A 14,307-nucleotide genomic window follows, 5' to 3' on the forward strand; every position below is an offset into this window, starting at 1 on the left:
TCCCGGTCGACGCAGCGTCCCGAACCGGCCGGCGGCCCGGCGCCCCGCGAGCCGGTCGACGCGGCGCCCCGCGAGCCGACGCGGCGCCCGCGTCAGGGACGTTCCGCGGGGACGACCGTCCAGGTGGGCTCCAGGTCGACTATGTCGCCGTCGAGGTCGGCCACGTCCGCCTCCAGTTGCGCGCGCAGGGCGAGCCGTTCCACGCGTTCGGCGCGGTACTTGGCCCGCTCCGCCGCCGACTGCCACATGGAGAGGATCATGAACTCGGGTCCCGGCGCCTCGGCGAAGAGCCCCCGCACCATGCCGGGCGAACCGGCCATGGCGGGGTTCCAGACCTTCTCCTGCATCAGCGCGAAGTGCTCCGCGCGGTCCTCGTGCACCCGGCAGTGCGCGACCCGGACCCGGTCCGCCTCCGCGAAACGCGGTCGGAAGCCGGTCTTCACGTCGAACCGGTGGGTGAAGAGCCGGACCCGGGGGTCGCGGAAGGTGCCGGCCTGGGCGGTGGCCAGCCGGTCGTGGGAGAGCGCCATGAACGAGTCGTAGAGCACCCGGCTCTCCCAGAAGGAGAAGAGGTGCACCACACCCGGCCGCACGCGGCTCCAGCCTCCACCCTGCCCCTGGAAACCGGACTCGCCGCGCAGACCCGCCCATTTCCGCTGCCCCTGCTCGAACCCGCGGGGGTCCGTGACGGTGCAGCGAATCCACTTGACCAGCACCGCGCCATCGTACGGCCCCGAGGCGTGCCGCTGGAGGGCGCGAACTACCGGCGCACTCATCGGTGATGCCTCGCACACGCGTGGCAGGATGGACAACCGGCCTTCCACGCGGTCCGGTTGGACCCGTGAAGTGACCAACTCACCCTTGCAGCAAGGGCGTCGGGAGGCCGAACGGACTCAGACCCAGGGAAGGGGAGACCATGTCCGGCAGCGTTTCCGGCATCGGCAAGGGGATCGCGAAGGTCGAGGTGTCACTGAAGTGGGACCCCAGCCCGATGGGGCAACCGGCCATCGACCTCGACCTGGTGGCGGGGGTCTACCGGCACGACGACCCCCACGGCACTCCGGCGTACGTGGTGCACTTCGACAGCCGCTCCCCCGACGGGACGATCACCCTCCACCGGGACAGCCGCGACGGCAAGGGGTTCGGCTGGGACGAGGTGATGACGCTGGAACTCGGCCGTCTCGCCGCCGGCTACGGCCGGGTGGTGGTCGGCGCGGTGATCCAGCAGCGCACCGGCGAGCGCGCCTTCTCCGGGGTCCCGCAGGCCAGGTACCGGGTGGCCGAGGGGTACACGGAGCTCGCCGAGGCGGACTTCGCGCGGGTCGCGGACGCCCGGGCGGCCACGCTCTGCGAGTTCGTCCGGGAGGGGACCCGCTGGGAGTACCGGCCGGCGCTCCGCGGGTTCGCCGACACGGAGGGCTTCCCGCTGGTGATGGGAGCCGACCACCACGGCTGACGCCCGCCACCGGCCGACGCCCGACCAGGCCCGGCCCCGCTCAGCCCGAAGGCCCCGGTCCGCGCGACGTGCGCGCGCACCGGGGCCTTCGGCCGTGCGACGGTCAGCTGCAGCCGCTGGTGGAGCCGCAGCCCTCGCAGACGTAGCAGGAACCGGCCCGCTGCATCTTGGTGCCGCAGGAGAAGCACAGCGGGGCGTCGGCCTGGATGCCGAGCTGCATCTCGACCAGCTCCGCGTTGGTGTGCGACTCACGCGGCGCCGGCTTGGCCGCCGGGGCCTCGGCCTTCGGCGTCACCACGGGCGCCGACTGGGCGAGGGTCTCGGTGTCCATGTCGTCCTCCTCGAAGATCGGCTCGTAGGAACCGGTCTCCAGGTGGCGCTGACGCTCCTCGGCGGTGTGGATGCCGAGCGCGGACCGCGTCTCGAAGGGCAGGAAGTCCAGCGCCAGGCGGCGGAAGATGTAGTCGACGATCGACTGCGCCATCCGCACGTCCGGGTCGTCCGTCATGCCGGCCGGCTCGAAGCGCATGTTGGTGAACTTCGAGACGTAGGTCTCCAGCGGCACGCCGTACTGCAGGCCCACCGAGACGGCGATGGAGAAGGCGTCCATCATGCCGGCGAGGGTCGAGCCCTGCTTCGACATCTTCAGGAAGACCTCGCCGAGACCGTCGTCCGGGTAGGAGTTGGCGGTCATGTAGCCCTCGGCGCCGCCGACGGTGAAGGAGGTGGTGATCCCGGGCCGTCCCTTCGGCAGGCGCTTGCGCACCGGGCGGTACTCGACGACCTTCTCGACCTTGGCCGGGGCCTCGGCGACCGGCTCGGCCTTCTTCTCCTCCTCCTTCTTCTTGGCGGAGAGGGGCTGGCCGACCTTGCAGTTGTCGCGGTAGATGGCGAGCGCCTTGACGCCCAGCTTCCACGCCTCGAAGTAGATCTCCTCGACCTCCTCGACGGTCGCCGTCTCCGGCATGTTGACCGTCTTGGAGATGGCGCCCGAGATCCACGGCTGGATCGCGGCCATCATGCGGACGTGGCCCATCGGGGAGATGGCGCGCTCGCCCATGGCGCAGTCGAAGACCTCGTAGTGCTCCGGCTTGAGGCTCGGCGCGTCGATCACGTTGCCGTGCTCGGCGATGTGGGCGACGATCGCCTCGATCTGCTCCTCCTGGTAACCCAGGCGGCGCAGGGCCTGCGGGACGGTGCCGTTGACGATCTGCATCGAGCCGCCGCCGACGAGCTTCTTGAACTTGACCAGGGCCAGGTCCGGCTCGACGCCCGTGGTGTCGCAGCCCATGGCCAGACCGATGGTGCCGGTCGGGGCCAGGACGGACGCCTGGGAGTTGCGGAAGCCGTGCTGCTCGCCGAGGCGCTGGACGTCCTGCCAGGCCTCGGTCGCGGCGGCCCACACCGGGGTGTCGAGGTCGTCCATGCGGACGGCCACGGCGTTGGCGTCGGCGTGCTGCTTCATCACGCGCTTGTGCGGCTCGGCGTTGCGGGCGTAGCCGTCGTACGGCCCGACCACGGCGGCCAGCTCGGCCGAGCGGCGGTAGGCGGTGCCGGTCATCAGGGAGGTGATGGAGCCGGCGAGCGCACGGCCGCCCTCGGAGTCGTAGGCGTGGCCGGTGGCCATCAGCAGGGCGCCGAGGTTGGCGTAGCCGATGCCCAGCTCGCGGAAGGCGCGGGTGTTCTCACCGATCTTCTCGGTGGGGAAGTCCGCGAAGCAGATCGAGATGTCCATCGCGGTGATGACCAGCTCGACGACCTTCTGGAAGCGCTCGACGTCGAAGGACTGGTTGCCCTTGCCGTCGTCCTTCAGGAACTTCATCAGGTTCAGCGAGGCGAGGTTGCAGGACGTGTTGTCCAGGTGCATGTACTCGCTGCAGGGGTTCGATCCGTTGATCCGGCCGGACTCCGGGCAGGTGTGCCAGTGGTTGATGACGTCGTCGTACTGGATGCCCGGGTCGGCGCAGGCCCAGGCCGCCTCGGCCATCCTGCGGAAGAGGGACTTGGCGTCGACCTCCTCGATGACCTCGCCGGTCATCCGGGCGCGCAGCCCGAACTTGCCGCCGGACTCCACGGCCTTCATGAACTCGTCGTTCACGCGGACCGAGTTGTTGGCGTTCTGGTACTGGACGGACGTGATGTCGTCGCCGCCCAGGTCCATGTCGAAGCCCGCGTCGCGCAGGGCGCGGATCTTCTCCTCCTCCTTCACCTTGGTCTCGATGAAGTTCTCCACGTCGGGGTGGTCGACGTCGAGGATGACCATCTTGGCGGCGCGGCGCGTGGCGCCGCCCGACTTGATGGTTCCCGCGGAGGCGTCGGCGCCGCGCATGAAGGAGACCGGACCGGAGGCGTTGCCGCCGGAGGAGAGGAGCTCCTTGGAGGAGCGGATGCGGGACAGGTTCAGGCCGGCGCCGGAACCGCCCTTGAAGATCATGCCCTCTTCCTTGTACCACTCCAAGATCGACTCCATGGAGTCGTCGACGGAGAGGATGAAGCAGGCGGAGACCTGCTGGGGCTGGGGCGTGCCGACGTTGAACCAGACCGGGCTGTTGAAGCTGAAGATCTGGTGCAGCAGGGCGTAGGCCAGCTCGTGCTCGAAGATCTCGGCGTCCGCGGGCGAGGCGAAGTACTGGTTGTCCTCGCCGGCCTTGCGGTACGTCTTCACGATCCGGTCGATGAGCTGCCGGAGGCCGGTCTCCCGCTGCGGGGTGCCCACCGCGCCGCGGAAGTACTTGCTGGTGACGATGTTGACCGCGTTCACCGACCAGAAGTCGGGGAACTCGACGCCACGCTGCTCGAAGTTGATCGAGCCGTCGCGCCAGTTGGTCATGACGACGTCACGGCGCTCCCAGGCCACCTCGTCGTACGGGTGCACGCCGGGGGTGGTGTGGATGCGCTCGATGCGCAGTCCCTGCCGGGCCGCAGCAGCCTTGGAACCCTTGGCCCGGGACCCTCGTGCCGGACCGCTCGCCGTCTCTGTCATGCCGCCTCCCTGTATCGGGCAAAACGCCCTGAAGTGCCTCGTTCTTCCCGTGGCACAGATCTGTCTTGTCCGTCGCGGGACGTCCTCGCACCGCCGCCCGCGACCTGTCTTCCGTCCACCGCCGACCCGCCGGCCCGGAGCCGCTGCCCCCGGAACCGGCCCGCTCGTCAGTCGGCGGTGCTCACGGGCTCGGGAGCCTGCTGCTCCACCTGCCCGCGGTCGTCTTCCCGGGCCCGCTCGCCCGAAGCGTCCTCGCCCGGCTCCGTCGCGCCGTCGGCGGGCCGCCGCCTCGCTTCCCTCAGCTCCGCGATCGCGCCCTCGAAGTCCTCCAAGGACTCGAACGCCCGGTACACGGACGCGAAGCGCAGGTAGGCCACCAGATCGAGCTCCTGCAGCGGGCCGAGTATGGCCAGCCCCACGTCGTGGGTGGTGAGCTCGGCGCTGCCGGTGGCGCGCAGCGCCTCCTCGACCCGCTGGCCCAGCTTCGCCAGCGCGTCCTCGGTGACCGGCCGGCCCTGGCACGCCTTGCGCACGCCGTTGATGACCTTGGTCCGGCTGAACGGCTCGGTGACCCCGGACCGCTTGATCACCATCAGCGAGCACGTCTCGACGGTGGTGAACCGACGGGTGCACTCCGGGCACTGCCGGCGCCTTCGGATGGACGTGCCGTCGTCGGTCGTACGACTGTCGACGACACGGCTGTCGGGGTGCCTGCAGAAGGGGCAGTGCATGGCGTTCCAACCCTCCTCGCAAGCAGACTCAACAGCCTCTCAGGCCCCGTGGGCCCTGCGAAGCGAGCACCAGCATAGGCGATGGCCTGAGACCCGAAGACCACCCCCACCACAACTTCTGGGTCGCGCCGCACATACAACCACTAGATGTGGGATCAGGGCCTGACATCGCGGATTACCGCACCTCAGCCGCGCGTGTCTCGGCGAGGCGGACCGCGCCGGGCCGTGCGGCACCCGGGAACGGTACGCGCCAGGCGCCCGGCGGGCCCTCACGGGCCCCCGCGGAGCCGGGCCGGGGATCCAGCCGGAACCCTCGCCGGAGCCCGCCGAGGAGCCCGCGCCGGAGCCCGCCGAGGACCCCGGGCGCGCCCCTCGCCGGATTCGGGCCGGGTACCCCGGCGGGCGGCCGGCGACGCTTGGGGAGGTAGCGTGAGCACCCCGCGGACACGGCGCGCGGCTCCTGCGCGGATGCCGGGCCGAAGCGGGCCATGGGGTCGGCCCGACGGGGTACCGGATGACAGACTGAGCCTCCGACCGGACCGGACCGCCCGGTGCGCGAACCGCTGAAGCCTATCCCGTTGCCCGGTTTCGCCCCGACTCGGGGTGGTGTGGGGGCCTTACACCCGAACACGGACACGTGTCAGTGGGATCGGCATTTTTCACTCGAACGTGTGTTTGGCGCAACCTTTCGAAAGCCTCTACCGTTGTGCAGCAGGGAGACCATCGAGAGGGGCCGACGTGACCACCACCGCAGACAGTGCCACCATCACCGCCCAGGACCGCTCCCAGGGGCGCCTCGAGCCGCCACACGCGGTGAACAACGCGGCCGGGATCAACACCGCGATGAACGAGGCCGCGCATCCCGAGGGACCAAAGCGCTCGCTTCCGGGCCGACCTCCCGGCATCCGGGCCGACAGCTCGGGCCTCACCGACCGCCAGCGGCGCGTCATCGAGGTGATCCGGGATTCGGTGCAGCGCCGGGGCTACCCACCGTCGATGCGGGAGATCGGGCAGGCCGTCGGCCTCTCCAGCACCTCCTCCGTGGCGCACCAGCTGATGGCGCTCGAGCGCAAGGGCTTCCTGCGCCGTGACCCGCACCGGCCGCGCGCCTACGAGGTGCGCGCCTCGGACCAGGCGGCTCCCGTGCAGCCCACCGACACGGCGGGCAAGCCCGCGGCCTCCTACGTGCCTCTGGTGGGCCGCATCGCCGCCGGTGGGCCGATCCTGGCCGAGGAGTCGGTCGAGGACGTCTTCCCGCTCCCCCGCCAGCTCGTGGGCGACGGTGAGCTCTTCGTGCTGAAGGTCGTCGGCGACTCGATGATCGAGGCCGCGATCTGCGACGGCGACTGGGTCACGGTCCGCCGTCAGCCCGTCGCGGAGAACGGCGACATCGTGGCGGCCATGCTGGACGGCGAGGCCACCGTGAAGCGCTTCAAGCGCGAGGACGGACACGTCTGGCTGCTCCCGCACAACGCCGCCTACGAGCCCATCCCGGGTGACGACGCCACCATCCTCGGCAAGGTGGTCGCGGTCCTGCGCCGCGTCTGAGGCCGGCGGCCTCCCGGCCGCGTCCGACCGGGCCCCGGAACCTCTGCGCCGGTTCCGGGGCCCTGCTGTGTCCGGGTCCGTATCCCCGATCCCCGGGCGTGGGCGGAGCGCCCGGGTGGAGTTCCTGGCCCCTGGGGGCCGCTACCGCCCTTCGGCCTGGGCCGACGCGTCGATCGCGGCGAGCGACCGCCGTACCTGGTTGCGGTCGGTGGTGTACCAGAAGTCGGGCATGGAGGCCTTGAGGAAGCTCCCGTACCGGGCCGTGGCCAGCCGCTGGTCGAGCACCGCGACCACGCCGCGGTCCCCCGTGGCGCGGACCAGCCGTCCGGCGCCCTGTGCCATCAGCAGCGCGGCATGCGTGGCGGCGACGGCCATGAAGCCGTTCCCGCCGCCCTCCTCGACGGCCTTCTGCCGGGCGCTCATCAGCGGGTCGTCGGGCCGGGGGAACGGGATCTTGTCCATCACCACGAGCTGGCAGCTCGGCCCCGGCACGTCCACGCCCTGCCAGAGGGAGAGCGTGCCGAACAGGCAGGTCCTGGGGTCGGCGGCGAAGTTCTTGATGAGTTCACCGAGCGTCTCCTCGCCCTGCAGGAGGACGGGGAACTCGGGGATCCGCTCGCGGAGCTCCTCCGCTGCGAGCTGGGCGGCCCGCATGGAGGAGAACAGCCCGAGGGTGCGTCCGCCGGCGGCCTGGATCAGCTCGGCGAGCTCGTCCAGCATGTCCGCCCGGTCGCCGTCCCGGGCGGGCCGGGCCAGGTGCTTGGCGACGTACAGGATGCCCTGCTTGGGGTAGTCGAACGGCGAGCCGACGTCGATGCCGCGCCAGGTCGGCAGGTCGTCGCCCTCCTTGCCCTCGGGGCCGAGCCCCAGTGATCCGGCGACGCCGTTGAAGTCCCCGCCCAGCTTGAGCGTGGCGGAGGCCAGTACGACGCTGCGCTCGGTGAACAGCTTCTCCCGCAGCAGCCCGGCCACGGACATCGGCGCCACCCGCAGCGAGGCGCCGAACCGGTCGTGCCGCTCGTACCAGACGACGTCGTACTCTCCCCCGTGGGTGATCCGCTCGGCCACCGCGTGGACGGTCTCCACGGAGGCCAGGGCCTGCTTGCGGACCGCGTCCTCGTCCTGGACGGACTTGTCGCGGGTGTTGCCGAGGGCGGAGATCACCGACCGGCAGGCGTCCCGCAGCGCGGTCAGGGCGTAGCCCAGGTCGTCGGGGATCTCCTCGAGGCGGCCGGGCAGCGCCAGCTCCATCACCCGTTCGAAGCCCTCGGAGGCCGTCTGGAGCTGGTCGGCGAACTTCTCGTCGACCAGCTTGGCGGCGCGGCGCACCGCGCGGTTGACCTGGCCGGGCGTGAGCTCGCCCGTCGCGACGCCGGTGACGCGGGAGACCAGTTCGTGGGCCTCGTCGACGATCAGCACCTCGTGCTGCGGGACCACGGGCGCGCCCTCGATGGCGTCGATGGCGAGCAGCGCGTGGTTGGTGACGATCACCTCGGCCAGCTTGGCCTGCTCGCGGGCGGCCTCGGCGAAGCACTCCGCGCCGTAGGCGCACTTGGAGGCGCCGAGGCACTCCCGGGAGGACACCGACACCTGCTGCCAGGCGCGGTCGGAGACGCCCGGGGTCAGGTCGTCCCGGTCCCCGCTCTCCGTCTCGTCGGCCCAGTCACGCAGCCGGAGCAGGTCCTGGCCGAGCTTGCTGGTGGGCGCGGCGGCCTCGAACTGGTCGAAGAGCCCTTCGTCCTCGTCCTGCGGCATGCCCTCGTGCAGCCGGTGCAGGCACAGGTAGTTGGAGCGGCCCTTGAGCGTCGCGAACTCGGGCCGGCGGCGCAGCAGCGGGTGGAGGGCGTCCACCGTGCGCGGCAGGTCGCGCTCGATCAGCTGCCGCTGGAGCGCCAGGGTGGCGGTGGCGACGACCACGCGCTCCCCGTGCGCCAGGGCGGGCACCAGGTAGCCGAGCGACTTACCGGTACCGGTGCCGGCCTGGACCAGGAGGTGCGTGTTGTTGTCGATGGCCTCCGCGACGGCTTCGGCCATGGCCACCTGGCCGGGACGCTCCGTGCCGCCGACGGCCGCGACGGCGGCGTGCAGGAGTTCGGGGAGTGAGGGCTTCGTCATAGCCCCACCCACCCTAGTGCGTCCCTCCGACAACGCTCCGCCGCCGGATCAGGAGGGCGGCCCGCTTGCCGGGGAGTTCCAAGGTGGCGGTCCGCCGGAAGCCGGCCTTGCGGAAGGCGCCGAGGGAGGCGTGGTTGCGGACGTCGGGCTCCGCGACCACGCGCGGGCAGGCCGGGCGCCGGGCGAGCACCAGCCGGGCCACCGCGTCCAGCAGCAGGCCGCCCAGTCCCCGGCCGCGGTCGGCGGCCTCGCCGATCAGCAGATGCACGCCGGTGTCGTGGGGGCGCGCGGGGTAGTGCGCCGCGAGCGGGTCGAGGTCGGCGCGGTAGATCTCCCAGTAGCTCGTCGGCCGTCCGTCGAGGAGCCCGAGGCAGGGCACGCTGCGGCCGTCGCCCTCGGTCTGCGCGCGCAGGTGCGCCTCGGTGCGGCCGGGCGGCCCGGCCAGTTCCCAGAAGGCCGCGACCACGGGGTCGTTCATCCAGCGGGCGATCAGCTCCAGCTGCTCACGCCCGTCCCCCACGGGTCGCAGCCGGAAGCGGCCGGCCCGGGTGTCGACGGGGCCCCAGGCGCCGACGTCGTCCAGGAGGCCGGCCCGGGGGTCGGTCCCGGTGCCGCTTCGGACGTCGGCCCCGCTGTCGCTTCGGGCGTCGGTCCCGGTGCCGGTCCGGGCGTCGATTCGAGGAGCGGTCCGGGTGCCGGCGGGCGCGGTCGCGGGACCGTTCACGCGGCGTACACCGGGTTGGCGAGGGTGACGTACACGGACTGGGTGTCGACCGGACCGACCAGTTCGTCCATCCCCCGCAGCCGTGTGAGCAGATTGGCCTTGCAGCGCAGCAGGGGTTCCTCCAGCAGCCGGACGGGGAGGGTGGAGCGGGTGCGGTGCGGGCCGGCGGCGGCGTCGGCGAGGAAGCCGCGGAACGCGGCCAGCAGCAGCCGCTCGTCGGCCAACCCCTGCGAGCCGAACGCGCCGATCAGGCCCAGGACGTTGTTGACGCCGAGGTAGTAGGCGAACCGCTCGTCGGCGACGGCGTCGTCGACGAAGGTGTCGCTGCGGTCGCCGATGCCGGGCAGCCGCGCCTCCAGCGCGGCACGGTGGGAGGCGCGGAAGTAGTAGCCCTGGTTGTCGCGGTAGCGGCCGCCGGCCGGCCAGCCGTCGGCGTCCAGCACGACCAGGGTGTTCTGCTGGTGCGCCTCCAGGGCGACCCCGGCCTCGCCATCCAGCCACAGCACCGGGCGCACCACGGCGTGCAGGTACCGCAGGAACCACTCCGCGCACACGGCGCCCGGCGGCCGGCCGGTCCTCGCGGCGATCCCTGCGACCAGTCCGGCCAGCCGGGAGACGGGCTCACCGGGGCGGCGGGCGCAGGCGGGCCGGGGCGCGCAGAGCGCGGCCACGCAGGTGACGTCGTCGGACGGGCCGAACGGGTTGTGCCGGATCACGGCGTCCAGGCCGCGCACCGGGCTGCCGTCCGGGTGGTCCACGGCCAGCCAGGCGGGGTCGCGGACGACGTCGAATCCGGGGTGGACGGCGTGCCAGGCCCGGCCGAGCTCGCCGCGGAGCAGCCGGTGGACCTCGACGCCCCGGTGGAGTTCCTTGCGGAGGTTCTCGCGGCGGGAGTTGGTGATGCGCAGGCCCAGGGAGAGCTTGAGCATGGCGGGCGCGCCGGTGCGGTACAGGGTGCGGACGGAGGAGGTGGGGCTCCACGGCGCCCCGTGCGCGCCGAGGTCGGTCAGCAGCCCGGCGTCCAGCAGGGCCGCCACCCGGTCGTCCTCCCGCAGGCGCCGCCACTGCCACGGGTGCACGGGCAGCAGCGCGTGACCGGCGGGAACGTCGGCGGACGCGGGGCCGAAGAGGCGGGCGGTGAGGTCCGGTGCGGGGACGGTCGCGCCGTGCTCGCTCCAGGCCGACTCCGTGGCGAGGACCTGGGGGGCGACCGCGACCCGGTGCAGGGGGAAGGCGCCCCGGGTCTCCGGGGAGAGGCGCAGCAGTTCCTCGTCGGTCATCCCCTCGCGGCTCTTGGGCGTCGGGTGGAGGGGGTGGCCGAGGAGGAGAGCCTGCTCGGCGTCGAGGAAGGCGTCGGGTGTGGGGTCCGGGCGGCGGGCCCGGTCGGTGAGGAACACGGCGGTCCGTCGGGCCGAGTCGATCACCCGGGCCACCAGGTCGAGGCCCTGGTCCGCCGCCTCGGCCGCCGTCTCCCGGGCGAGCAGCGCGGCCAGCAGGGCGGCGCCGACCGGCGGCGCGGACGCGGGGGCGCCCGCCTGGCGGGCGGGCCCGAAGCGGTGCAGCCCGGTGGGCGACCAGTGCCGGACCGGGACGACCAGCTCGGTGGCGCCGGCCGGGAGCGGCACGTGGAGTGCCGCGCCGCGCGGCGGGGCGGGCAGGTTGCGCTCCCGTACCCAGCAGCGCAGCACGTTCTCCACGGTCACGGCCTCGGCCACCGCCCGGGGGTCCGCCCCGTCGAGCGGATCCGCCCCCTCACTACTGCCCCGCGGAGCCGCCTCCACCGCCTGCGCAGCCCGCGCGATCCGCGGCGCCCGGTCCGCCGCCGGGGCCGGGTCCACCGGGTCCGCCGGCACCGCCGGGTCCGCCGGGTCCGCCGGGTCCGCCGGCAAGGTCACGGAGGGGCCCGGCAGCACGCTCCCCGCCACCGAGGTCGCGCCTGGTCCGGCGAGGGCTTCGTGGGCGGGGCCCTCACCGGCGGCGGTCGTGACGTCCCCCGCAGCCGGGGCGGTGGACGTTGCGGAGATCGGCGTGATGTTCAACTGGGTCCTCACCCTTACCGGGAGTCGTTCTGTGGGTCGTTCACGGTCGGCGGGCGACGCCCGCCACCGCTTCCACCGCGTCGGCGAGCCGCTCCAGCACGGCGTCCGCCTGCTCGTCGCTGACCGTCAACGGCGGGAGCAGCCGCACCACTTCGGCGTCCGGCCCGCCCAGGCCGACGATCAGCCCGCGCCGCAGGCACTCCCGCCGCACCGCCCCGGCGAAGCCGGGTCGGCCTGCCCCGTCGGCCCCGTCGGCCCCGTCAGCCGCGCCGGCCCCGTCGGCCGCGAACCGCAGCCCGAGCATCAGGCCCCGCCCCCGCACCTCCGCGACCCACGGGACTCGCGCGGCCAACTCCCGCAGCCCGCACGCCAGTCGGCCGCCCACCACCGCGGCGCGCTCGGCCAGCCGGTGCTCGCGGACGTGGGCGAGGGTGGCGGCCCCGGCCGCCATGGCGAGCTGGTTGCCGCGCGGCGCGGCCGTCGGCTCCAGCGTGTCCAGGTCCGCCCGGTGCACCACCACGGCCAGCGGGAGGCTGCCGCCGATGGCCTCGGCCAGCACCATCGCGTCGGGCGTCACCCCGCTGTGCTCCACGGCCCAGAAGGCGCCGGTCCGGCCCACGCCCGTCACCGTCTCGTCGACGACCAGCGGCACGCCCTGCTCCCGCGTGGTCTCCCGCAGCCGCCGCAGGCGCTCGTCGCAGAGCGGTTCGACGAGCGTTCCCGCCGCCCCCCGGACCAGGGCGGAGGCCACCGCCGCCGCATCGGCCGCCGTGGGGCCGCAGAACCGGACCCGGGCGCCGCGGGCCAGCCCCGGCGGCAGCGTGGCCAGCAGCTCGGCGACGAACCGCTCCTCCACCGGCGTGGTCAGGTCCAGCACGCCGATGGGCGCTCCGGAGTCCAGCACCTCGCGCACCGCGGCCAGCACCACGGGGTGGTTGTGGCCGAGCGCCAGCGCTCCGTCACCGGACAGGCAGTCGAGGTAACGCCGGCCGTCGGCGCCCTCGATCGTCATCCCCCGCGCCCGTACCGGCACGATCGGCAGGGCGCGCGCGTAGGTCCGCGCCGACGCGTCCCGCGCCGGCTGTCTGCGCACGGTCTCGGTCAAGGCCATCCTCGGTCCTCCCGCTGTCTCACGACATCGGGGCCGGACCTGGACAGCCGTCCCCTCACCGCTACAACGGCCGCGGCTCCGGCGGGGACACGGGTGGAACGCGAGTTCCGGGAAAGCAGCGCAAGGACCCGGATTCCCCTCGTGACGGAACCGTTGCCGATCCGTCGGCAGCCGCCCACAGCGACCGCCTAGGGTGGCGGTGGCCGATCGGGCACCGTGGGTGACCGGTCCCGGCAGTCCCGAGCGCACTCACATCAGGGGGAGTCCCGAACATGCGACCCATACGCCCGCCCTTCCCGACCGGCCGGGGACGGAACGCGGGCCGGACGCCGGGCAGCCGGCGCACGGCCTTCCGTCCGTTCGCCGCCGTGGCCCTGGCGTCGGCCCTCGCGCTGACCGCCGGCGCCTGCAGCCCGGAGGACACGCAGGCCTCCGACAAGCCGGCCGTGAACGTCCCGGACCTCGGCGACGGCAAGATCGAGATCCCGCAGGAGCTGACCGACAAGCTCAAGGAGTACGGGATCGACCTCGACGAATGGCGGGGCGGCGCCTGGAAGAACTGGGACAAGGACGACTGGCTGCGCGAGGCCGACCAGTTCATCAACCCGGTCATCGAGGACCTCTGGAACCCCGACCGGATGCGTGAGGCCGAGGAGCCGGACAGCACGGTCGACGAGAACGACATCTCCGGCGACCAGGGCGTGACCGACCCGACGCCCGCGCCGGTGCAGGCCGCCGAGGTGTCGGCGCCGTACAGCGACGCGGCGCCCGCCTCGGGCAAGCTGTTCTTCGACGGCCCGAAGGGCACCATGGTCTGCTCGGCGACCGTGGTGGAGGACCCGGCCAACCCGGGGAAGTCCAACCTGGTGTGGACGGCCGGCCACTGCGTCCACGCGGGCAAGGAGGGCGGCTGGTACCGCAACATCGCCTTCGTGCCGTCCTACAACGACCAGGCGCTGACCGGTCAGGACCTGGCGGGCGCCGCTCCGGAGAAGATCGCTCCGCACGGCCTGTGGTGGGCGCAGGTCGCGAAGACCTCCGACCAGTGGATCGAGCAGGGCGGCCAGACCGGCGGCAACGGCGCGCCGTTCGACTACGCGGTGCTCAAGGTGACCCCGGAGAACGGCGGCGGCAAGTCGCTGGAGGAGACCGTCGGCACCGCCCTGCCCGTGGAGTTCGACGCCCCGGCGGTGCCGGAGATCGACAGCATCACCGCCACCGGCTACCCCGCCGCGGCCCCGTACGACGGGGAGCGGATGTTCCAGTGCCAGGACGAGCCGGGCCGGCTGTCCATCGTGGCCAGTGACCCGACCATGTACCGGATCGGCTGCTCCATGACGGCCGGGTCCTCCGGCGGCGGCTGGGTCGCGGAAGGCTCGGACGGCAGGCCCGCGCTGGTGTCCAACACCTCCATCGGCCCGATCTCCGCGGGCTGGCTGGCCGGCCCGCGCCTCGACGAGCGGGCCAGGAAGCTCTACGAGGCCGTCGGCGCCCAGTAGTCACCGCTTCCCGGAGCACGGACGAGGGCCCGCCTCCCGGCACGTGCGGGGGCGGGCGGGCCGGCGGGGGGGCGGGGGGGGCGGCCGGGGTTAAATCGATG

10 protein-coding genes are annotated in these 14,307 nt (G+C 73.1%); 3 read left to right on the forward strand and 7 right to left on the reverse strand.

Features of this window, described 5'->3' with window-relative positions:
- Positions 1 to 92 precede the first annotated feature (92 nt).
- Positions 93 to 716 carry a YdbC family protein gene (locus ABZ836_RS29115; RefSeq protein ID WP_356133760.1) on the reverse strand — a complete coding sequence of 208 codons (624 nt, stop codon included), beginning with the start codon at positions 714 to 716 and terminating at the stop codon, positions 93 to 95.
- A 200-nt stretch (positions 717 to 916) separates the two neighbouring features.
- Here ABZ836_RS29115 and ABZ836_RS29120 point away from each other — a divergent pair, with 200 nt between their 5' ends.
- Positions 917 to 1,456 (forward strand): TerD family protein, encoded by a 540-nt coding sequence (locus tag ABZ836_RS29120; RefSeq protein WP_356133762.1) that lies wholly within the window; start codon positions 917 to 919, stop codon positions 1,454 to 1,456.
- A 103-nt stretch (positions 1,457 to 1,559) separates the two neighbouring features.
- Here ABZ836_RS29120 and ABZ836_RS29125 read toward each other — a convergent pair whose 3' ends face one another.
- On the reverse strand, positions 1,560 to 4,439 hold the full coding sequence (locus tag ABZ836_RS29125) for a vitamin B12-dependent ribonucleotide reductase (protein ID WP_356133764.1): 2,880 nt from the start codon (positions 4,437 to 4,439) through the stop codon (positions 1,560 to 1,562).
- 167 nt (positions 4,440 to 4,606) lie between these two features.
- The gene (gene nrdR, locus ABZ836_RS29130) at positions 4,607 to 5,170 is read right to left on the reverse strand and encodes a transcriptional regulator NrdR (RefSeq protein ID WP_361147142.1); all 564 of its coding nucleotides are present in this window, start codon (positions 5,168 to 5,170) and stop codon (positions 4,607 to 4,609) included.
- 738 nt (positions 5,171 to 5,908) lie between these two features.
- On the opposite strand from nrdR, the gene lexA reads away from it, so the two are divergent.
- Entirely contained in the window at positions 5,909 to 6,718 is an 810-nt protein-coding gene (gene lexA / locus ABZ836_RS29135) for a transcriptional repressor LexA (RefSeq protein ID WP_356133768.1), read from the forward strand.
- Positions 6,719 to 6,859: 141 nt separating this feature from the next.
- Here the strand turns inward: lexA and ABZ836_RS29140 are convergent, their stop codons facing one another.
- From ABZ836_RS29140 to ABZ836_RS29155, 4 genes are all read right to left on the reverse strand, one after another.
- Positions 6,860 to 8,833: an ATP-dependent DNA helicase gene (locus ABZ836_RS29140; protein WP_356133770.1), complete on the reverse strand. Its 1,974-nt coding sequence runs from the start codon at positions 8,831 to 8,833 to the stop codon at positions 6,860 to 6,862.
- A 13-nt stretch (positions 8,834 to 8,846) separates the two neighbouring features.
- Positions 8,847 to 9,509: a GNAT family N-acetyltransferase gene (locus tag ABZ836_RS29145; RefSeq protein ID WP_361147158.1), complete on the reverse strand. Its 663-nt coding sequence runs from the start codon at positions 9,507 to 9,509 to the stop codon at positions 8,847 to 8,849.
- A gap of 44 nt (positions 9,510 to 9,553) precedes the next feature.
- Entirely contained in the window at positions 9,554 to 11,359 is a 1,806-nt protein-coding gene (locus ABZ836_RS29150; protein ID WP_361147161.1) for an IucA/IucC family protein, read from the reverse strand.
- A 277-nt stretch (positions 11,360 to 11,636) separates the two neighbouring features.
- A complete protein-coding gene (locus ABZ836_RS29155; protein WP_361147146.1) occupies positions 11,637 to 12,707 on the reverse strand; it encodes an aminotransferase class III-fold pyridoxal phosphate-dependent enzyme in 1,071 nt (356 codons plus the stop codon).
- A gap of 272 nt (positions 12,708 to 12,979) precedes the next feature.
- Here ABZ836_RS29155 and ABZ836_RS29160 point away from each other — a divergent pair, with 272 nt between their 5' ends.
- Positions 12,980 to 14,206, forward strand: coding sequence for a hypothetical protein (locus tag ABZ836_RS29160; RefSeq protein WP_361147149.1), 1,227 nt, complete (start codon positions 12,980 to 12,982; stop codon positions 14,204 to 14,206).
- The last annotated feature ends 101 nt before the right edge of the window (positions 14,207 to 14,307 follow it).

This window comes from Streptomyces sp. NPDC047130, assembly GCF_040643475.1.
Taxonomy (GTDB): Bacteria; Actinomycetota; Actinomycetes; order Streptomycetales; family Streptomycetaceae; genus Streptomyces.

What these genes read in the sequence shown, in the direction of transcription:
- ABZ836_RS29120 (WP_356133762.1), top strand. Translation starts at nt 917, where the DNA reads ATGTCCGGCAGCGTTTCCGGCATCGGCAAGGGGATCGCGAAGGTCGAG.
- ABZ836_RS29155 (WP_361147146.1), bottom strand. Translation starts at nt 12,707, where the DNA reads ATGGCCTTGACCGAGACCGTGCGCAGACAGCCGGCGCGGGACGCGTCG.
- nrdR (WP_361147142.1), bottom strand. Translation starts at nt 5,170, where the DNA reads ATGCACTGCCCCTTCTGCAGGCACCCCGACAGCCGTGTCGTCGACAGT.
- ABZ836_RS29140 (WP_356133770.1), bottom strand. Translation starts at nt 8,833, where the DNA reads ATGACGAAGCCCTCACTCCCCGAACTCCTGCACGCCGCCGTCGCGGCC.
- ABZ836_RS29160 (WP_361147149.1), top strand. Translation starts at nt 12,980, where the DNA reads ATGCGACCCATACGCCCGCCCTTCCCGACCGGCCGGGGACGGAACGCG.
- ABZ836_RS29125 (WP_356133764.1), bottom strand. Translation starts at nt 4,439, where the DNA reads ATGACAGAGACGGCGAGCGGTCCGGCACGAGGGTCCCGGGCCAAGGGT.